The sequence below is a fragment of the Nocardioides sp. genome, assembly GCF_964228225.1.
Taxonomy (GTDB): domain Bacteria; phylum Actinomycetota; class Actinomycetes; order Propionibacteriales; family Nocardioidaceae; genus Nocardioides.
The window spans coordinates 25,307-44,722 of the sequence record NZ_CAXQZB010000047.1 but is presented as its reverse complement, the minus strand read 5'-3'; the positions used below and the strand labels follow the sequence as shown (position 1 = coordinate 44,722).

Genomic DNA, 19,416 nt, shown 5'->3' with positions numbered 1-19,416 from the left:
AGGCGCTGCGCGGGATCCGCCTCGACGGCACCCGCGACGGCGACGAGTCACCGGCTCCCGAAGGACCCGAGGGGCCCGAGGAGCCCGGGCCGGCCGTCGTCGACGCGGGCAGGGGTCAGGCGTCCTCGTCGCCCAGGATGGAGCGCAGACGCTTCGGGGCGGGCGCGTCCTCGGCCGGGGTGAAGTCCGCCTCGGTGCCGACGTTGAGCGACTCCAGCTGCTGGGTGAAGTAGCTCTTCAGACGGGCCCGGTACTCGCGCTCGAAGGAGCGCAGGTTCTCGACCTCGATGCTGAGCTTGTCGCGCTCCTTCTCCAGGTCGCCGAACAGCTGGGCGCGACGCTCGGAGGTCTCGGTGTCGAGCATCTGCGCCCGGGTGCGGGCGTCGCTCTCGAGGCGGTCGGCGCGGCTGCGGGCCTCGACGTCGAGGCGCTCGGCCTTCGTGCGGGCCTCGCCGATGATCTTGTCGGCCTCGTCCTTGGCCTCCTCGACGAGCTCGTCGGCGTTGCGCGTGGCGATCTCGAGCAGGCGGGCCGCGGCGTTGGAGGCGTCGGGCACGGTCTCGACCCGGATCGTCTCGACCTCGGGCTTGGCCGGGCGGGACGGGGTGACCGGCACCGGAGCGGTGACGGGGGCCGGCTCGGGCGCCTTCGCGAACGGCGACTCGACCGGGGCGGCCGGCGCCGGGGCGGCGGCCGCGGCGGTGGCGGCACCGGCCTGGGCGGCGGCGAGCTTGGTGCGGAGGTCCTCGTTCTCCTTGGTGAGCCGGGCCAGCTCCGCCTCCACCTCGTCGAGGAACTGGTCGACCTCACCCATGTCGTAGCCCTCACGGAGCCTGACAGGAGTGAATCGCTTGTTGCTCACGTCCTCGGGAGTCAGCGGCATGGCTTCACTCGTTTCCTTGTTCGTCGGTCGCCGCAGCGGCGACGCGGTGGTTGAGCGGGATCAGGGTGCGACGTGGGGGTGGCTTCGCCGATCAGCGGGACCCGACGACCCCCGTACCAGTCGCACCTTAGCGCTCTTCGTGGTGCAGGTGTGACACGACGGGCGTGCGTGACGGGCCGGGCGCCGGGCTCAGAGTAGATAGGCGGCGACCAGGGAGCGCAGGAACAGGGCGGCCAGGAAGACCAGCAGGAAGGACAGGTCGAGGGCGAAGTTGCCGATCCGGATGGGCTTGATGACCTTGCGCAGACCCTTGATCGGGGGGTCGGTGAAGGAGTAGGCGCCCTCGAGGAACACGAGCAGCGGGCCGCGGGGGGTCCACGCCCGGGCGAAGATCTGCACCCAGTCGACGATGAAGCGGATCCACAGGCATCCGATGAAGACGACGAGGAACAGGTGGAGGGACGGGCCGAGCACGGACACGGGGCTCCTACGACTAGCTCTGGTTGAAGAAGCCGCCCTCGGCGATGCGCTGCTTGTCCTCGGCGGCGACCGAGACGTTCGGCGGCGAGAGCAGGAACACCTTGGCGGTGATGCGCTCGATCGTGCCACGCGTGGCAAAAACCAGGCCGGCGGCGAAGTCGACGAGACGCTTGGCGTCGTCGTCGCTCATCTCGGTGAGGTTCATGATGACCGGGGTGCCGTCGCGGAAGTGCTCGCCCACGGTCCGGGCCTCGTTGTACGTGCGCGGGTGCAGGGTGATGATCCGGGAGAGCTCGGCGACCGCCGGGGCGACGGGCGCCACCGCGGTGACACGGCGGCGCTCGGTGAGGTCGGCCACGGGCGCGGCCGGCCGATCGTCGTACTCGCGCACGGCCTCGCGACGCGGGAGCTTGGCGGTGCGCGGGGCGTGCTGCTCGGTGGGGTGCTCGTCGTCGTAACGGTCGTGACGCGACTCCTGGCGGGACTCGTGGCGGGGGTCGCGGCCGTCGTACTCGTCGTAGGCGTCGCCGTACTCGTCGTAGCGACCGGTGTCCTCGAGCAGGCCGAGGTACTCGCCGATCCTGCGCATCGCACCGCTCATGACTGCTCACACTCCAGGTTCCGGGCGACCGGGCGGTCGCAGGGGGTCGTTTCGGACACTACTTCACACCGGGCCTCGAACCGAGGACCGCGGACCCGACGCGCACGTGTGTCGCGCCGTGCGCGATCGCGGCCTCGAGGTCGCCGCTCATCCCGGCCGACAGGACGTCGGCGCCGGGGTGCTCTTGGAGGAAGGAGTGCCGCACCCGCGCGAGGCGGGCGAAGGCGGGCTCCGGGTCCTCGCCGAGGGGCGCGACGGCCATCAGCCCACGCAGGGCGAGGGCGTCGTGCTCGGCCACCGCGGCAGCCAGGGCCGGCAGGTCCTCGACGGCCACGCCGGCACGGTGGTCGGCGCCCGGCGGGTCGAGGCTCACCTGCAGCAGGACCTCCACGACGCGCCCGGACTCCTCGGCGCCGCGCGCCAGCCGCCCCAGCAGCGCCGGGCGGTCCACCGACGCCACCACGTCGGCGTAGCGCGCGACCGCGGCGGCCTGGTTGGTCTGCAGGCCGCCGATGAAGTGCCAGCGCAGGCCGAGGTCGGCGCACTCGAGCGCCTTGGCGGCCGCCTCCTGGTGGCGGTTCTCGCCGACCTCGGTGACCCCGAGCCCGGCGAGCAGCCGCACGTCGGAGGCGGGGAAGAACTTGGTGACGACCACGAGGGCGACGTCGTCGGGGCCGCGCCCCGCCTGCAGCGCGGCGGCGCGGATGCGCGCGCGCACGGTGGCGAGGTTGGCGCTCAGCTGCTCGGCGCGGGTCGCCGGGGTCACCGGGTCCACACCAGACCGGCGAAGCGCCCGGCGGCGGCGCCGTCGCGACGGTAGGAGTGCAGGCCGGGGTCCTCGAGGGTGCAGCGGTCCACCGTCGCGGTGGCGACGTCGAGGGCGTGGAGCTGGGCCACCACCCCGGCACCGAGGTCGAGGGCGGCGGTGCCCTGCCGGGTGGTGGCACGGGTGGAGGGCACCCGGGCGGCGACCTCCTCGCGCATCGCGGCCGGCACCTCGTAGCAGCGACCGCACACGTGGGGGCCCACCCAGGCGCGCAGGCCGGTGGCGCCGCGGCGTCGCATCGCCTCGACCGTGCGGCCCACGACGCCGAGCTCGACGCCGCGACGACCGGCGTGGGCGACGCCGAGCACCGCCCGCTCCCCCGCCCGACCGACCAGGACCACCGGCACGCAGTCGGCCACTCGCACCATCAGCCCGACGCCGGGCAGGTCGGTGACCTGGGCGTCGGCGGTGGGGACCTCCTCCCCCGGACCGGCGGTGGGGGGCGTGTCGACCAGGTGCACCGCGTCGCCGTGCACCTGGGTCAGCCGGGCGAACCGGACGCCGGCGTGCTCCTCCAGGCGCGCGAGGGAGTCGGCGAAGCCGGGCGCGTGCCCCTGGAGGTCGAGCGTGCCGTCCGTGAACGCGACCTCGACCCGCGGCGCCGCAGCGGCACCGGGGTCGAGGTCGACGGTCTCACGGAAGGCGAACACGACTCACTTCAGGAAGTCGGGGATGTCGAGCTCGTCGTCGTCGATCGCCACCGGCTCCGGGCGCGGGGCCACGGGCTGCTCGGGACGGGCCTGCGCCGGCGTGGCGGGGGTCGTCGGCGCCGCGGCCGCCGGGGCAGCGGCGGGGGCGGCGGCCCGGACCGGCTCGGGACGGGTGGGCTCGGGGCGCGGCGCGCGCAGCGTGGCCCCCTCCTCACGGCGCTTGGGCTGACCGCCGTCGAAGCCGGCGGCGATGACGGTGACGCGCACCTCGTCGCCCAGGGCGTCGTCGATGGTGGCACCGAAGATGATGTTGGCCTCGGGGTGGGCGGAGTCCGACACCAGCGCGGCGGCCTCGTTGATCTCGAACAGGCCGAGGTCGGAGCCGCCGGCGATACTGAGCAGCACGCCGTGGGCGCCGTCGATGCTGGCCTCGAGTAGCGGGCTGGAGACCGCCATCTCGGCCGCCGCGACGGCGCGGTCGTCGCCGCGGGCCGAGCCGATGCCCATCAGCGCCGAGCCGGCGTTGGCCATGACCGACTTCACGTCGGCGAAGTCGAGGTTGATCAGGCCCGGGGTGGTGATGAGGTCGGTGATGCCCGAGACGCCCTGGAGCAGCACCTGGTCGGCCTGCTTGAAGGCGTCGAGCACCGAGACGTTGCGGTCGCTGATAGAGAGCAGCCGGTCGGGGGGGATCAAGATGAGGGAGTCGACCGCCTCTCCCAGCCGGGCGATGCCCTCGTCGGCCGAGCCGGCACGGCGGCGACCCTCGAAGGCGAAGGGCCGGGTGACCACACCGATGGTGAGCGCCCCGAGCGAGCGGGCCATGCGCGCGACCACCGGCGCACCGCCGGTGCCCGTGCCGCCGCCCTCGCCGGCGGTGACGAAGACCATGTCGGCCCCCTTGAGGACCTCCTCGATCTCCTCGGCGTGGTCCTCGGCCGCCTGCGCCCCCACGTCGGGGTTGGCGCCGGCACCGAGGCCGCGGGTCAGCTCACGGCCGATGTCGAGCTTGACGTCGGCGTCGCTCATCAGCAGCGCCTGGGCGTCGGTGTTGATCGCGATGAACTCGACCCCCTTGAGGCCGACCTCGATCATGCGGTTGACGGCGTTGACGCCGCCGCCGCCGATGCCGACCACCTTGATGATGGCCAGGTAGTTCTGGGCAGCTCCCACGACGGGTTCACCTCTCGAGCAGGGGGTTGGGTGCGATCGGTGCCGGGTGCCTCAACTCTGACCCTCAGGTAGAGGGTTATAGTTATGTCAACCTCGACGTGGACGAATCTAGGCAGCCCGACGCCCCGAGGCGGTCCCGACACGCCGCGCGCGGCGAGATCAGTCGCGGCGCAGCGTCGGGCGTCCGGGCACCGAGACGTCGAAGGCGCTCGCCTTCTGCGCGAGCAGCGCGAGCAGGACCTCGGCCTTCTGGCGCGAGGCCTCGCTGCTCCCCCACGCCGCGATCCGGCCGTCGCGCAGCTCCAGGGAGATGTCGTCGGCGCCGCGCACCACGAGGTGGTCGGTGACGTCGGCGAGCGTGCTCGGCAGCGCGGCGGCGACCGCCGCGGCCTCGCGCAGGGCGTCGACGTCGGTCTCGAGCACGCCGAGGAGCTCGATGCGGGGCAGGTCGGCGGGCTGGCGCCGGTAGGCACCGAACACCACGCCGTCGGCGTCGACCGCGCGCAGCTCGGTGCCGCGGGCCACCACGGCCACCGGCACGCGCTCCTCGATCTGGATCAGCACCCGGTCGGGCCACTTGCGACTGACGTCCACCCGGCGCACCGAGGCCATCGCCGCCACCCGGCGCTCGATCGCGACGAGGTCGACGGTGGCCAGGGGCCCTCCGGTGGGCACGCGCGCGGCGCTCTCGACGGCGGCCGGGTCGAGGTCGCGGGCGCCGAGCACCTCCACCCCCTGCACCGCGAGGAAGGAGGAGAAGAAGACCGCCCAGACCGCCGCCCCGACCGCCGCGGCGACGCCGGCGGCGACCAGCACCCGGCGCCAGGTGAGCCAGCGCCGCGCCCACTGCCGACGCGCGAAGCGGCGGCGGGTGCGCTCGATCCGCGCCTGCTCGGTGTCCTCGCGACGCGGTGGCCGGGTGGCGGTGCGGGCCATCAGGACCCGCTCCCGTCCCGCTGCAGCAGGTCGAGGACCTCCGGGCCCACGGTGGTGATGCTGCCCGCCCCCAGGGTGAGCACGAGGTCGCCGGGACGGGCCCGGTCGGCCAGGGCAGCGGCAGCGTCGGCGAGATCGGGGACGTAGGCCACCTGCGCCGGTGGCAGCGGCACGGCGTCGGCCACCAGCGCTCCGGTGACGGCGGGGTCGGCGGCCTCGCGGGCGAGGTAGACGTCGAGCACGACGACCTCGTCGGCCGCCCCGAGCGCGCGCCCCATCTCCGCCCCGAACAGCCGGGTGCGCGAGACCAGGTGCGGCTGGTAGGCCACGACCACGCGCCCGGCGCCGGCCAGCCCGCGGGCGGCCTGGAGGTCGCCGGCGATCTCGGTGGGGTGGTGGGCGTAGGAGTCGTACACGCGGACGCCGCCGGCCTCGCCCTTGGGCTCCATGCGGCGACGGGTGCCGGTGTAGGCGGCCAGGCCGCGCAGCAGGTCGGCGCGCGCGTGCCCGAGGGCCTCCCCCGCGGCCAGGGCCGCGAGGGCGTCGGCGCGGTAGTGGTCGCCCGGGGCCCACAGCGTGATGCCCTCCAGCGCCTCGGGGCCCAGGTCGGCGGCGACGCCGGGGTGGGCCGACACGGTGAGCACCCGGGTGCCGCGGCCCCGGGCGTGCGCGGCCAGGGCCGCCGCCCCGGGGTCGTCGACGCAGCAGACGAGGAACCCCTGGGCCGGCACGGCGTCGGCGAAGCGCCGGAACGCGTCGTCGTAGGCCTCGACGCTGCCCCAGTGGTCGAGGTGGTCGGCGTCGACGTTGGTGACGATCGCACCGTGCACGTCGTAGACCAGGAACGCGCCATCGCTCTCGTCGGCCTCGGCCACGAAGTCGGGGCCCTGCCCGCGGGCGGCGTTGAGGCCGGTGGCGGCGAGGTCGCCGCCGATGGCGTAAGAGGGGTCGGCGCCCGCGGCCTGCAGCGCGACGGTGAGCAGCGAGGTGGTGGTGGTCTTGCCGTGGGTGCCGGCAACGGCGATCACGCGCTGTCCGCTCATCACCGCGACCAGGGCGGCCGAGCGGGGCAGGATCCGCAGTCCGGCCGCCCGGGCGGCCACGACCTCGGGGTTGTCCTCGGGCACCGCGGTGGACACCACGAGCGTGTCGGCCCCCGCGATGTGGGCGGCGTCGTGCCCCACATGCACCCGCGCCCCGAGCGCGGCCAGGGCCGCGAGCGTCGGCGAGTCCGCGCCGTCGCTGCCGCTCACCCGGACACCGCGGGCCAGCAGCAGCCGCGCGATGCCCGACAGGCCCGCGCCGCCGATGCCCACCAGGTGCACGGCACCGAGCTGCTCGGCCGGCAGCAGCACGTCGGGCACGGGGACCCTCACCGCCCGGCCTCCTGCAGGATCAGCCGCGCCAGGCGCTCGTCGGCGTCGCGCGGGATGAGGGCGGCCGCGGCCGCGCCCATGGTGCGCAGCCGGTCGGCGTCGGTGACCAGCGCGGGCACGTGGGCCAGCACCCATTCGGTGGTGAGCTCGGCGTCGCGCACCAGCAGCGCCCCGCCGGCCTCGACCACCGGGAGCGCGTTGCGGTACTGCTCGCCGTTGCCGACCGCCAGCGGCACGAACACGGCCGGGAGGCCGACGGCGGCGGCCTCGGTGACGCTGTTGGCGCCCGCCCGGCACAGCACGAGGTCGGCGGCGGCGTAGGCGAGGTCCATCCGGTCGACGTAGTCGAGCACGACGTAGGGCGGGGCGCCCGGGGCGGGCGGGGCGGGCTCGGCCCCGCCGTGCTTGCCCTGCACGTGCAGCACCTGCACCCCGGCGGCGCCGAGCGCGGCGGAGGCCGCCGAGACCTGCTGGTTGAGCCGGCGCGCGCCCTGGGAGCCGCCGGTGACGAGCAGGGTGGGCGCCTCGGGGTCGAGACCGAACGCGGCCCGGGCCTCGGCGCGCCGTGCGGCGCGGTCGAGGCCGGCGATCATCCCGCGCAGCGGCAGGCCCACCTGCTCCGCCCCGCGCAGCGGGGTGCCGGGGCAGCTCACCGCGACCCGCCGCGCGACGCGCGCGCCGAGCTTGTTCGCGATCCCCGGCACCGTGTTCTGCTCGTGCACCACGATCGGCAGGCGACGCCGGCGCGCGGCGAGGTAGGCCGGCACCGAGACGTAGCCGCCGTAGCCGACGACGACGTCGGGGCGCACCCGGTCGAGCACGGCGAGGGTCTCGCGGACGGTGGCGCGCAGTCGCGCGGGGACCCGCAGCAGGTCGCCGTTGAGCCGGCGCGGCAGGGGCACGGGCGGCACCAGCTCCAGGGGGTACCCGGCGGCGGGCACGACGGTGCTCTCCAGCCCGCGCGGGGTGCCGAGGCAGGTGATGGCCACCTCGGGGTCGAGGCGACGCAGGGCGTCGGCGGTGGCGAGCAGGGGCGAGGTGTGTCCGGCGGTGCCTCCGCCGGCCAGCAGCACGGTGACCATGATGGGGCGAAACTACCGGCGCGCGGCGAGGCCGACCGAGCGGGGACGCCGACGGTGCGGTCGCTGGGCCAGCGCACGGGCGGCCTCGGGCTCGCGCCGGGCGAACCCGATGAGCAGGCCGAGCGCCGCCAGGGTGGGCACCAGGCTCGATCCGCCGTAGGACACCAGGGGCAGCGGGATCCCGATGACGGGCAGCATCGCGAGCACCATGCCGATGTTGATCATCATCTGGCCGAGCAGCCACACCACGATCCCGAAGGAGGCGTAGCGCACGAACGGGTCCGCGGTGTGGCGGGCGATCCGCAGCGCGGCGAAGGCCAGCGTGAGGAACAGCCCGATCACCAGCACCGTGCCGGCCAGTCCGAGCTCCTCCCCCAGCACCGCGAAGATGAAGTCGGTGTGGGCCTCGGGCAGGGTGCCCCACTTCTGCCGACTCGCCCCGATCCCCTGCCCGAACACGCCGCCGCTGGCCATCGCATAGAGGCCGTGGGCCGGCTGCCAGCCGGTGCCGAGGAAGTCCTGCATCGGGTCGAACGCGGTACGGATGCGGTCGAGTCGCTCGGGGTCGGTGGCCGCCAGCGCGAGCGCCCCGACGGCACCGGCCATGGTCCCGACCAGGAAGTAGCGCAGCGGCAGGCCGACCACCCACAGCATGCCGACCATGATGGCGAGGAAGACCAGCGCCGTGCCGACGTCGCGTCCCAGGAGCACGAGCATGATCGCGAGCAGCATGCCGGGCACGACGGGCACGGCCATCTGCTTGACCGAGCCGAGGCGGCGCTCCTTGTTGGCCAGGATGTTGGCGGCCCACAGCACCATCGCGAACTTGGCGATCTCGGAGGGCTGGATCTGCACCGGGCCGAGGGCCAGCCAGTTCTGGTTGCCGTTGATCTCCACCCCGATGAACGCGGTGAGCGCGAGCAGCAGCAGCGAGACGCCGTAGACGGGGTAGGCCAGGCGGCGCACCCAGACGTGCGGGAAGTGCGCGGCCGACCACGCCGCCGGCAGCCCGATGGCCACCCAGATCAGCTGCTTGCGCACGACGGCGTAGGAGTCGCCGTTCTCGCGGAAGGAGTACACGCTGGAGGCGGAGAGCACCATGATCAGGCCGATGGTGAGAAGCAGCGCCACCGACCCGAGCAGCAGGTAGTAGGTGGTGAGCGGCCGGTCCAGCGCTTCACGCAGCGCACCGACCCAGCGGCGCACCCCGACCCGGAGCGGGAGGCGGTCCTCCCCGTCGCGACCGGGGGCGCGCAGCGGCGCGGGCAGCGTCACGGCGGGCCGCGTGGTGCGGGTGGGACGCTCGGGCTGGACGGTGGTCACCGGGTCCCCTCCTCGGCCGTGCTGTCGTTCGGTCGCCGGGCGGTGCCTCTCAGCCGCTCCGCCCGTGCACCGCGGCGGCGAAGGCGTCGCCGTCGATCCCGGTGCTCGTGGTGTCGGCACCGGGGGCGAGGAGCACGGTGTCGCCGGGGCGGGCCGCCGCAGCAGCCACCTCGACCACCCGGTGCATCAGCGCCGCGGCATCGACAGGGCCATCCTGATCGGGCGCCACCGTGAAGACCGGGACATCCGGGGCGTGTCGCGCAAACGCACCACGGATCGTCACATCCGTCCCGGGAGTCGCACCCGTCCCACCCGTCACGCTCCCCGCCTCAACCACGACCACCGCGCGGCAGCGGTCGTGGGCGGCGGCCACCAGGGCGTCGAGGGCGGCGGGCACGTCCTGGCCGCAGGCGGCCGCCACCACCCACACGCCCGAGGAGACGGCGCCCAGCGCGGCCCGCACGGCGTGGAGGTCGGTCGCGGCGGCGTCGTCGACCCAGTGCACGCCGGCGAGGATGGCCACCGCGACGGCGCGGTGCGGCAGCGGCGCGCTGGCGCGCAACCCGTCGCGCACGGCCTCCTGGGGCACGCCGAGGGCGCGCGCGAGCGCCGCCGCGGCGAGGGCGTCGGTGACCGCCGCCGGACCCGGGCCGGCGCTCCCCGAGCCGGCGGAGGCCGGGGTGAGGTCGGCCAGCGTCGCGAGCTCCGCGGCGCTCGTGGCACGTTCGACGATGAAGGCGCGGTCGACCAGCAGCTCCTCCACCACCCCGACCTGACCGATCGAGGGCATCCCGAGCGTGACCCCGATGGCGCGCGCCCCCTCCACGACCTCGGCCTCCAGCACCAGCTCCTCGGTGCCGGGGTCGGCGACGGTGTAGACGCAGGCGAGCCGGGCGTTGGCGTACGCCGCACCGAGCCCGCGCGCACGGTGGGCCTGCGCGGGCGGCAGCAGGTCGCCGCCGACGTTGAGCACCGCGGCGGCGGTCGCGCTCATCGACCGCGCCCCGCGCAGGGCGGCGCCGTCGGCGCCCACGACCACCACGTCCACGGTGTCGGCGTGGGCGGGGTCCATCACGACCTCGACCAGCGACAGACCGGGGGCACCGGCCACCACCGGCCGCAGCCCGGCCGCCCGCAGCACTGCGGCCAGCATCGCCGTCGTGCTCGCCACGCCGTTGACGCCGGCGACGCACAGCCACGGCACCTCGCGGGCACGGGTGTCGCGCAGCCGCCAGCCGAGCTCGACCTCGCCCCACACCGGGATGCCGGCGGCGGCCGCCGCGCGCAGCAGCGGCGCGTCGTCGCCGAAGGACGCCGAGGCCACCACCAGCGCGGTGCCCTCCGGCAGCACGGCGGTGGCGCCGCGGTGGATCTCGACGCGGGCGCCGAGGACCTCCAGCAGCTGGGCGCGCTCGAGCTGGCCGGCGTCGGCGTCCTCGGCCAGCGCGGTGACCTGCGCCCCGAGGTGGGTCAGGTTGTCGGCGGCGGCCATCCCGGCGTCGTCGAAGCCCAGGACCGTGACGGCGACGCCGTCCCAGTCGGCGTACCGGTGCAGCCCCGCGACCGGATCGGTCACAGGCTCGCGACCCATTCGGCGTAGAACAGCCCGAGCCCGGCGGCCACGAGGATGCCGGTGATGATCCAGAACCGGATCACGACCGTGATCTGCTCCCAGCCGAGCATCTCGAAGTGGTGGTGCAGCGGCGCCATGCGGAACAGGCGGCGCCCGGTGCCGGTCGTGCGCTTGGTGATCTTGAAGGTGCCGACCTGGAGCATCACCGAGACGGTCTCCATGACGAACACGCCGCCCAGGACGACCAGGAGCAGCTCGGTGCGGGTGAGGACGGCGAAGCCGGCCAGCGCGCCGCCGAGGGCCAGCGAGCCGGTGTCGCCCATGAAGATCCGGGCGGGACTGGCGTTCCACCACAAGAACCCGAAGCAGGCTCCCGTGATCGCCGCGGCGATGATCGCGAGGTCGTAGGGGTCGCGCACCTCGTAGCACAGCTCGGGGAACTCCAGCTGCTCGCGGCCGCACCACTGGTTGGTCTGCCAGATGTTGACCAGCATGTAGGCGCCGAACACCATCACGCTCGCGCCGGTGGCCAGGCCGTCGAGGCCGTCGGTGAGGTTCACGCCGTTGCTCGTGGCGGTGACGATCAACCAGATCACCGCCAGCACGACCAGCGTGGGCAGCTCCCAGCTGAAGTCGCGGATGAAGGACAGGCTGTGCGAGGCCGGCGTCTCGCCCCGGTCGTCCTCGAGCCACGGCGAGAGCGCGAGCGCGCCGAAGCTGAGGGCGATGAACGTCTGCCCGATCATCTTGGCCTTGCTGCGCAGGCCGAGGTTGCGCTGCTTGTAGATCTTGATGAAGTCGTCGAGGAACCCCACCAGGCCCATCCCCACGAAGAGGTAGATCAGCAGCAGCCCCGAGGCCGTGGGCGGGGTGAGGGTGAGCAGCTTGGCGCCGAAGTAGCCCACCAGGGTGGCCCCGATGATCGCGACGCCGCCCATCGTGGGGGTGCCGCGCTTGGTGTGGTGGGTCGTGGGGCCGTCCTCGCGGATCTCCTGGCCGTACCCGAGCCGGGTGAACCGGCTGATCGCGAAGCGGGTGCCGATCAGCGAGACCAGCAGCGCGAGGCCGCCGCCCAACAGGATCGCTCTCATGACGCCGGGGCGTCTCCTTCCAGCAACTGCTCCACGACGCGCTCGAGTGCCGCCCCGCGTGAGGCCTTGACCAGGACGACGTCGAGGCCTCCGGCATTCTCGCGCACCCAGGCCGCGGCGTCCTCCCGGCTCGCCGTGACGATCACCTCACCGACGCCGGCCGCCCGGGCGCCGGCCGCGAGGGCGGCGGCGTCGTCGCCGATCACGACCACCGCGTCGAGGCCGAGCTCGCCGGCCGCGGTGCCGACGCGGGTGTGGCCGGGCACGTGCTCCTCCCCCAGCTCGAGCATCACGCCGAGCACGGCGACGGCGCGCCCGCCGCGGCGTCGCCCGAGGTCGGCCAGGGTGCTCAGGGCCGCGATCACGGAGTCCGGGCTGGCGTTGTAGGCGTCGTTGACCAGCAGGGTGCCGGAGGGCAGGTCGTGCAGCTCCATGCGCCACCGCGAGTCGGCGACCGCCGCGCTCAGGCCGGCGGCCACCGTGTCCAGCGCCAGGCCGCGGGCCAGCGCCACGGCCGCCGCGGCGCCGGCATTGGGCACCTGGTGCCAGCCGGTGACCTGCAGGGCCACCGGGGCCCAGACGCCGTCGTGGCCGAGCTCGAAGCGCGGGTGCCCGCGGTCGTCGAGGGAGACCCCGCGCCACCGCACGTCGGCGTGCTCGCCGAAGGTCAGGACGCGCGCCCGCGTGCGCGCCGCCATCGCCGACACCAGCGGGTCGTCGGCGTTGAGCACCGCGGTGCCCTCCGCGGGCAGCGCCTCGACCAGCTCGCCCTTGGCGCGCGCGATGCCCTCCCGCGACCCGAACTCCCCGATGTGGGCGGTGCCGACGTTGAGGACGGCGCTGACGGTCGGGGGCACGAGGTCGCACAGGTAGGCGAGGTGGCCGCCGCCGCGGGCGCCCATCTCCACCACGAGGTGGCGGGTGGCCGGGTCGGCCCGCAGGGCGGTGAGCGGGACGCCGAGCTCGTTGTTGGCGTTGGCGCGGGTGGCCACGGTGGGGCCGTCGGCGGCGAGCACCTGGGCGAGCAGGTCCTTGGTGCTGGTCTTGCCGGCCGAGCCGGTGAGCGCGCTCACGCGGGCCGGCAGCGCCGCCACCACGTGGCGCGCCAGCCGCCCGAGCGCCCGCACGGGATCGGCGACGACGACGGTGGGCCCGTCGGTGGGACGGCTGCCGAGCACCGCGTGCGCACCGGCGGCGAAGTCGTGTCCGTCGACCCGCTCCCCCACCACGGCCACGTAGAGACCGGCGGGCTCCGGCGCCCGGCTGTCGTGGAAGGCCGGACCGCTCACCACCACCTCGGCCGCCCCGGCCGGACCGTGCACCTCGCCGTCGACGACGGCGGCGATCTCGGCGAGTCGCATCGGGATCATGGGTGTACCTCCTGGTCCTCCCGCTGCGCGAGCAGCGTCCGGGCGACCGTGCGGTCGTCGAACGGGTGCACCACGCCGGCCACCTCCTGACCCGTCTCGTGGCCCTTGCCCGCCACCAGCACGACATCGCCGGGCCGGGCGAGGTCCAGGGCGGTGGCGATGGCGGCGCGACGATCGCCGACCTCGTGCACCTCGGCCCGGGCGTCGGGCTCCGCCGCGGCCCCGGCGAGCACCGCGGCGCGGATCGCGGCCGGGTCCTCCGAGCGCGGGTTGTCGTCGGTCACCACCACGACGTCGGCGAGGCGGGCGGCCAGCGCCCCCATGAGGGGCCGCTTGCCGGGGTCGCGGTCGCCGCCGGCCCCCAGCACGACCAGCACCCGTCCCTGCGCCTCGGCGGCCAGGGGGCGCAGGGTGTCGAGGGCGGCCTGCACGGCGTCGGGCTTGTGGGCGTAGTCGATGACGACGAGCACGTCGGCGTCGGGCTCGGAGACCCGCTCCAGCCGCCCCGGGACCCCGCCGGTCCGGGCCAGCGCCGCGCCGACCACGACGGGGTCGTAACCGGCCTGGGCGGCGGCCACGAGCGCCGCGGCCGCGTTGCCGACGTTGAAGTCGCCGGGCAGGGCGACCTCGCTGGGAGCGCGCACGCCCCCGGGTCCGCACACCGTGAAGCGCGACCCGCCCCGCGTGGCGACGACGTCCTCGACCCACCAGTCCGGGGTGTGGCCGTCGGTGGTGCCGCGCCAAGAGAAGGTGACCGCCGGGATCCGGGTGTCGGCCGCGAGCCGTCGACCGAACTCGTCGTCGATGCAGATCACCGCGCGCCGCGCGCGCTCGGGGGTGAACAGCGAGGCCTTGGCGGCGAAGTAGTCCTCGAGGTCGCGGTGGAAGTCGAGGTGGTCGCGGCCGAGGTTGAGGAACACCGCGACGTCGAAGAGCACGCCGTCGACGCGCCCCAGCACGAGCGCGTGGGAGGAGACCTCCATGGCGCAGACCCCCACCTGCTCCTCGACCATCACCGCGAAGAGCGCCTGCAGGTCCGGCGCCTCGGGGGTCGTGAGGGCGGTGGCGACGTCGTGCCCGGCGATGCGGGTGCCGATCGTGCCGACCACCGCCGCCCGCACCCCCGCCCCGGCGAGGGCGGCCTCGGCGAGCCGGGTGGTGGTGGTCTTGCCCTGGGTGCCGGTGACGCCGATCAGGCGCAGCCGCGAGGTCGGCTCCCCGGCCAGCCGCGCCGCCAGGGCACCGAGCAGGGCGCGGGGCCGTTCCACGACGAGCACCGGGACACCCGCCCCGGCGCCGTCGCGGGCCACCAGCGCGGCGCCCGCGGGGTCGGTGAGGATCGCGCAGGCCCCGGCCTCGACCGCCGGGGCGGCGAACTCGGCGCCGTGGCGGTGCGCCCCGGGCAGGGCGGCGTAGAGGTCGCCCGCGCGGACCCGCGCGGTGCTCAGGCTCAGGCCGGTGACGGTCGGGTCGTCCCCGCCCGACGCCCGCAGGGCCGCGGCGAGCTCGCCCTCGGACCGCTCCGCGAGCCACTGCCGCACCTCGGCGAGCGAGGTCCGCACGGGGTGGCGGGGCCGGGTCTGCACGGGTGCGGGGTCGGCGGATCGCGGGTCGGGCACAGGTCGATCTTGGCGGCTCGGGCCCGCCGTCACCACTCGACCGGCAGGCGCGAGGGCGCCGCGCCGGTGGGCGGCACCCCGTAGCGGGAGAGGGCGTAGGTCATCAGCCGCGAGAACGCCGGACCGGCCACCGAGCCGCCGCCGCCGCCGTTGCGCGGGTTCTGCACGACGACGTAGATGGTGAAGCGCGGGTCGTCGGCGGGGGCGAAGCCGCCGAAGGAGACGGTGAAGCTGCCGTCGTAGGTGCCGTCGGGACCCACCCGCTGCGCAGTGCCGGTCTTGCCCGCGACCCGGTAGCCGGCGACCCGCGCGCCGGGCGCCACGCCGTCCTCGGGGTCCACGACGCGCTCCATCATCCGCATGGTCTGGAGGGCGGCGTCCTCGCTGACGACGCGGCGCAGGCCGGCCTCGTCGCTGCCGACGGTGCGGCCCTCGTCGGTGGTCGCGCTGCCCTGGACGATGCTGGGGTCGATCCGCATCCCGCCGTTGGCGATGGTGTTCACCGCGGCCGCCATCTGCAGCGCGGTGACCGAGAGCGACTGGCCGAAGGCGATGCGGTCGCCCACCTGGGAGGTCCACTGCGCGTCGGAGGGCAGGATGCCGGCGCTCTCACCGCCGAGACCGACGCCGGTGCGCTGCCCGAGGCCGAAGCGCTGCAGGTAGTCGCGCAGCTGGCCGGGGGCGAACTCGTCGGCGGCCATGACGGTGCCGATGTTGGAGGACACGGCGATGATCCCGGCCAGGGTCAGGCGCAGGGTGTCGTGGTCGAAGTAGTCGTGGATCGGGGCGTCCTGGCGCATCAGCACCGGCGGCACGACGAAGCGGGTGCGGTCGGTCACCAGGCCGGCGTCGATGAGGCTGGAGGCCGTGAGCACCTTCTCCACCGAGCCGGGCTCGTAGACGTCGGCCAGGGCCCGGGAGGTGTAGGAGGACTCGGGGTAGTCCTGGGGGTCGGCGCAGTCGTAGGTCGGGTAGTCGGCCAGCGCCAGGGTCTCCCCGGTGCGGGTGTCGAGCACCACGGCGTAGCCGGAGTCACCGCGCGCGCCGAGGACGGTCTGGCGCAGCACCCGCTGGGTGTACCACTGCAGGTCGCGGTCGAGGGTCGTCACGAGGTCGGTGCCGTCGACGGCCGGAGTCACGGTGTTGTCGCCCAGCGGGATCCGGCGGCCCGAGGCGCCGGTCTGGTAGCGGGCCTCGCCGTCGGTGCCGGCGAGCTGGCGGTCGAAGGCGCGCTCGAGGCCGGCCCGGGCCTTGGGGACGCCGTGCTTGCCCGTGCCCATGAACCCCACCAGGTTGCAGCCGATGTCGTGGGCCGGGTAGTCCCGCACGGGGTCGTTGCGCAGCTCCAGCCCCTTCAGCCCGCGCTCGACGGCGTCGGCGACGACGGCGCGGGCGCGGGCGGCCGGCACCTGCCGGGCGATGTACTGGAACTGGGTGTCGGGGTCGCGCAGCCGCTCGAGGGTCTCGAAGTAGTCCAGGTCCAGGCGCCGGGAGAGCAGCGTGGCCAGCGCGGGGGCGTCCTGGGCGCTCAGCTGCGGGTTGGCGGCGATCATCAGGCCGTCGGTGGAGCGGGCGAAGGGCCGCCCGAACCGGTCGAGGATCGCCCCGCGCGTGGCGGGCAGGACGACGCTGACCTTGCCCTCGGCCGCGGCGAGACGCGCGTACTGCCGGGGGTCCAGGCCCTGCAGCTGCACCAGGCGGGCGGTGAAGACCGAGAGCACCAGGGCCACCACCAGGAAGCCGACCTGCAGCCGCAGGTGCACCTTGCCCCGGCGGGGTGCCGGTCGCGGTGCCGGTCGTCGTGCCGGGCGCGGTGCCGGGCGCGGCGCGGGCCCGCGCGACGTCGTCATCGGGCCACCCCCCGACCGGCGCCGAACCGCAGCGGCGAGGCCACGTCCACACCCCGGGGCTGGGCGGCGGGCGCGGGCGCCGGGGGCGCGGGGCGGGTGGGCGGGGCCGGGGTGGGGGCCGTGAGTCCGCAGGCGCCCCGCACCGCCGGCTCGGGCACGCCGATCACGCGACCGGTGTCGACGTCGAGGAAGGCCGCGGTCGGTCCCATCACCATGCCGGCCCGACAGGCCTGCTCGGCGATGCGCTGGGGGTCGCGCAGGTCCTCCAGCGCGAGCGCCAGCTCTTCCGAGCGCGCGGAGAGGTCGGCCGCGCGGTCCTCCAGCTGGGTGGCGGTGAACGCCGCCTGCTGCATGGAGGTGTTGAACAGCAGCAGACCCACGATCCCCGACACGGCGATCACGCTGACCAGCACGACGAACGGCATGCGGGGGGCCCGACGTCCCCACCGCGGAAATCGCGGGGCGAGGGCGAGCCGGGCGCGGCCGGTGGCCGCGGGCCGCACGCCACCCGGGCGAGCCGGCGCCGCGGCGGCGCGGGCGGTGCGAAGGCTGCTCGGGCTGCTCATCGGGCGGCTCCTCGGGTGGCTCGGGCTGATCGGGCGGGAGGGGACGGGGGTGCGGGGCGGACGCGCTCGACGGCTCGCAGCCGCACGCTGGCGGCGCGGGGGTTGAGGGCCACCTCCTCGGGGGACGCCTGCTCCGCGCCGCGGGTGACCGCGCGCAGGGCGGGCTCGGCCCCCTCGGGCACGAAGGGCAGGTCGGGCGGGAGGTCGAGGGTCGTGACGGCGGCGAAGGCCTGCTTCACGAGTCGGTCCTCCAGGGAGTGGTAGGACTCCACCACCACCCGACCCCCGACCTCGAGGGCGTCGATGGCCGCGGGCAGCGCGCGACGCAGCACCGCGAGCTCGTCGTTGACCTCCATACGCAGGGCCTGGAAGGTGCGCTTGCCGGGGTGGCCGCCGGTGCGGCGGGCGGGGGCCGGGATCACCCGGTAGAGCAGCTCGACCAGGCGCCCCGAGGTGGTGAAGGGCTCGACCTCGCGCTCGCGCACCACGGCCTGGGCGATCTTGGCGGCGAAGCGCTCCTCGCCGTACTCGCGCAGCACGCGGGTGAGCTGGGCGGCGGTGTAGGTGTTGAGCACGTCGGCGGCGGTGGGGCGGGGGTCCTCCGGACCGCCGTCCATCCGCATGTCCAGCGGGGCGTCCACGGCGTAGGCGAAGCCGCGCTCGGGCAGGTCCAGCTGCATCGAGGAGACGCCGAGGTCGAACAGGACGCCGGCCACCCCGCGCAGCCCGAGCCGGGCCAGCACCGCGGGGATCTCGTCGTAGACCGCGTGCACGCCGGTGAACCGGTCACCGAAGGGCGCCAGCCGCTCCCCCGCGCGCCGCAGCGCCTCGGGGTCGCGGTCCACACCCACCACCCGTGCCCGGGGACAGCGCGCGAGCACGGCCTCGCTGTGTCCCCCGAGGCCGAGGGTGGCGTCGATCAGCACGGCGTCGTCGCGGTCGAGCGCGGGCGCCAGCAACGCGACGACCCGGTCGAGCATCACCGGGTCGTGGAGGGGGGCGGACATCGGCGGCGTTCCCCTAGGACCCGAGCGGTCCGGCGCCGGCCAGCGGGGCGGCGCCCGCGGCGAGGTGGGCGAGCAGCAGCAGCACGAGCGCCCCGAGCGCCGAGAGCCCGGCCGAGAAGGCCATCACGACGGCGGCGTCGCGCACCTGGTGCCGCACCCGGCGCGGTGCGGTCGCCGACGGCGTCGTGGGAGTGCTCATCTGGTGTCTCTCAGGGGGGTCGCTGGGTGGGGCGGGAGGAGCGATCCGCAGGGCCAGGTCCCTGCCCGCTCCGGCGGGCGTGGCGCGGGCGCCGGGGGAAGGTCCGCGTTCTGCAACCGGGGAAGGGGCTCCAGACGAGCGGGGGCGGGAGCGGGTCAGAGACCTCGCCCTGCGGATCGCTGTGCAGTTGATGGCGCCGGTGCTGGTGCCGGGTGGAGCGTGGTGGAGGAGCGTGGTGGGGATCAGCCGTCGCCGTCGTCGTCGAGGGCGGAGTAGGTGGGCTCGACGTCCGCGCTGTAGGCCTCCCACTTCTCGGGCGACCAGATCTCGAGGCGGTCGAAGTTGCCGACGATCACGACGTCGCGCTCGAGGCCGGCGAAGGTGCGCATCTCGGCGGAGAGGCCGATGCGGCCCTGCTTGTCCGGCACCGACTTCTCGCTGGCGGAGAAGAACATCCGGCGGTAGCCGCGATTGGCGCGGCTGGAGGTCGGCAGCTGTGCGACGCGGCGGGCCTCGACCTTGAAGACGTCGGACGGCCAGACGTAGAGGCAGTCCTCCTGTCCCTTGGTCACTGCCACCCCCTGGGCCAACTGTTCGCGGAATCGGGCCGGGAGGAAGAGCCGGCCCTTGTCGTCGAGCTTGGGCCGGTGGATCCCGATGAACTCGTAGTCGAACTCGTAGTCGGTCATCCGGACCTCCTACGTCGCTCCACCGGGTTCCCTGGAGGTCCCCTCTCCACCACTTTGCCCCACCCTACGCCATTTCTCCCCCCTAGCAACCCATTCTGCTCCACCATCCGCCACCTGCGCCC

At 75.1% G+C, this 19,416-nt stretch carries 19 protein-coding genes; all 19 read right to left on the bottom strand.

All coding sequences use genetic code 11. The features are described 5' to 3' along the window. Positions 1 to 115: 115 nt before the first annotated feature. Positions 116 to 883: a DivIVA domain-containing protein gene (locus tag ACERUJ_RS11500; protein WP_370248670.1), complete on the bottom strand. Its 768-nt coding sequence runs from the start codon at positions 881 to 883 to the stop codon at positions 116 to 118. Between the two features lie 189 nt (positions 884 to 1,072). Next, the gene (locus ACERUJ_RS11495; protein WP_370248669.1) at positions 1,073 to 1,363 is read right to left on the bottom strand and encodes a YggT family protein; all 291 of its coding nucleotides are present in this window, start codon (positions 1,361 to 1,363) and stop codon (positions 1,073 to 1,075) included. A 13-nt stretch (positions 1,364 to 1,376) separates the two neighbouring features. Beyond that, positions 1,377 to 1,964 (bottom strand): cell division protein SepF, encoded by a 588-nt coding sequence (locus tag ACERUJ_RS11490; protein WP_370248668.1) that lies wholly within the window; start codon positions 1,962 to 1,964, stop codon positions 1,377 to 1,379. Positions 1,965 to 2,022: 58 nt separating this feature from the next. Then, positions 2,023 to 2,730, bottom strand: coding sequence for a YggS family pyridoxal phosphate-dependent enzyme (locus tag ACERUJ_RS11485; RefSeq protein WP_370248667.1), 708 nt, complete (start codon positions 2,728 to 2,730; stop codon positions 2,023 to 2,025). Beyond that, the gene (locus tag ACERUJ_RS11480; protein ID WP_370248666.1) at positions 2,727 to 3,440 is read right to left on the bottom strand and encodes a polyphenol oxidase family protein; all 714 of its coding nucleotides are present in this window, start codon (positions 3,438 to 3,440) and stop codon (positions 2,727 to 2,729) included. Before ACERUJ_RS11480 ends, ACERUJ_RS11485 begins: the two co-directional genes overlap by 4 nt. A 3-nt stretch (positions 3,441 to 3,443) precedes the next feature. Continuing rightward, the gene (ftsZ, locus tag ACERUJ_RS11475) at positions 3,444 to 4,613 is read right to left on the bottom strand and encodes a cell division protein FtsZ (RefSeq protein WP_370248665.1); all 1,170 of its coding nucleotides are present in this window, start codon (positions 4,611 to 4,613) and stop codon (positions 3,444 to 3,446) included. 159 nt (positions 4,614 to 4,772) lie between these two features. After that, the gene (locus ACERUJ_RS11470) at positions 4,773 to 5,549 is read right to left on the bottom strand and encodes a cell division protein FtsQ/DivIB (protein WP_370248664.1); all 777 of its coding nucleotides are present in this window, start codon (positions 5,547 to 5,549) and stop codon (positions 4,773 to 4,775) included. Further along, positions 5,549 to 6,925, bottom strand: coding sequence for a UDP-N-acetylmuramate--L-alanine ligase (gene murC, locus ACERUJ_RS11465; protein WP_370248663.1), 1,377 nt, complete (start codon positions 6,923 to 6,925; stop codon positions 5,549 to 5,551). The genes ACERUJ_RS11470 and murC overlap by 1 nt, the downstream gene beginning before the upstream one ends. Then, positions 6,922 to 8,007, bottom strand: a complete 1,086-nt coding sequence (gene murG / locus ACERUJ_RS11460; protein WP_370248662.1) for an undecaprenyldiphospho-muramoylpentapeptide beta-N-acetylglucosaminyltransferase — start codon at positions 8,005 to 8,007, stop codon at positions 6,922 to 6,924. Before murG ends, murC begins: the two co-directional genes overlap by 4 nt. Positions 8,008 to 8,019: 12 nt before the next feature. Next, positions 8,020 to 9,330, bottom strand: coding sequence for a putative lipid II flippase FtsW (ftsW, locus tag ACERUJ_RS11455; RefSeq protein WP_370248661.1), 1,311 nt, complete (start codon positions 9,328 to 9,330; stop codon positions 8,020 to 8,022). A gap of 49 nt (positions 9,331 to 9,379) precedes the next feature. After that, positions 9,380 to 10,906 (bottom strand): UDP-N-acetylmuramoyl-L-alanine--D-glutamate ligase, encoded by a 1,527-nt coding sequence (murD, locus tag ACERUJ_RS11450; RefSeq protein ID WP_370248660.1) that lies wholly within the window; start codon positions 10,904 to 10,906, stop codon positions 9,380 to 9,382. Next, positions 10,903 to 11,994: a phospho-N-acetylmuramoyl-pentapeptide-transferase gene (gene mraY / locus ACERUJ_RS11445; protein ID WP_370248659.1), complete on the bottom strand. Its 1,092-nt coding sequence runs from the start codon at positions 11,992 to 11,994 to the stop codon at positions 10,903 to 10,905. Before mraY ends, murD begins: the two co-directional genes overlap by 4 nt. Next, positions 11,991 to 13,364: a UDP-N-acetylmuramoyl-tripeptide--D-alanyl-D-alanine ligase gene (gene murF, locus ACERUJ_RS11440; protein ID WP_370248658.1), complete on the bottom strand. Its 1,374-nt coding sequence runs from the start codon at positions 13,362 to 13,364 to the stop codon at positions 11,991 to 11,993. The genes mraY and murF overlap by 4 nt, the downstream gene beginning before the upstream one ends. After that, complete coding sequence (locus tag ACERUJ_RS11435) at positions 13,361 to 14,983, bottom strand: UDP-N-acetylmuramoyl-L-alanyl-D-glutamate--2,6-diaminopimelate ligase (protein ID WP_370248657.1); 1,623 nt, start codon at positions 14,981 to 14,983, stop codon at positions 13,361 to 13,363. The genes murF and ACERUJ_RS11435 overlap by 4 nt, the downstream gene beginning before the upstream one ends. Before the next feature lie 29 nt (positions 14,984 to 15,012). Beyond that, positions 15,013 to 16,833 carry a peptidoglycan D,D-transpeptidase FtsI family protein gene (locus ACERUJ_RS11430; protein ID WP_370248656.1) on the bottom strand — a complete coding sequence of 607 codons (1,821 nt, stop codon included), beginning with the start codon at positions 16,831 to 16,833 and terminating at the stop codon, positions 15,013 to 15,015. Further along, the gene (locus tag ACERUJ_RS11425) at positions 16,830 to 17,399 is read right to left on the bottom strand and encodes a hypothetical protein (protein WP_370248655.1); all 570 of its coding nucleotides are present in this window, start codon (positions 17,397 to 17,399) and stop codon (positions 16,830 to 16,832) included. Before ACERUJ_RS11425 ends, ACERUJ_RS11430 begins: the two co-directional genes overlap by 4 nt. Next, positions 17,396 to 18,406 (bottom strand): 16S rRNA (cytosine(1402)-N(4))-methyltransferase RsmH, encoded by a 1,011-nt coding sequence (gene rsmH, locus ACERUJ_RS11420; RefSeq protein ID WP_370248654.1) that lies wholly within the window; start codon positions 18,404 to 18,406, stop codon positions 17,396 to 17,398. The genes ACERUJ_RS11425 and rsmH overlap by 4 nt, the downstream gene beginning before the upstream one ends. A gap of 13 nt (positions 18,407 to 18,419) precedes the next feature. Continuing rightward, on the bottom strand, positions 18,420 to 18,605 hold the full coding sequence (locus tag ACERUJ_RS11415) for a hypothetical protein (protein ID WP_370248653.1): 186 nt from the start codon (positions 18,603 to 18,605) through the stop codon (positions 18,420 to 18,422). A gap of 242 nt (positions 18,606 to 18,847) precedes the next feature. Then, on the bottom strand, positions 18,848 to 19,294 hold the full coding sequence (gene mraZ / locus ACERUJ_RS11410; protein ID WP_370248652.1) for a division/cell wall cluster transcriptional repressor MraZ: 447 nt from the start codon (positions 19,292 to 19,294) through the stop codon (positions 18,848 to 18,850). Positions 19,295 to 19,416 lie beyond the last annotated feature (122 nt).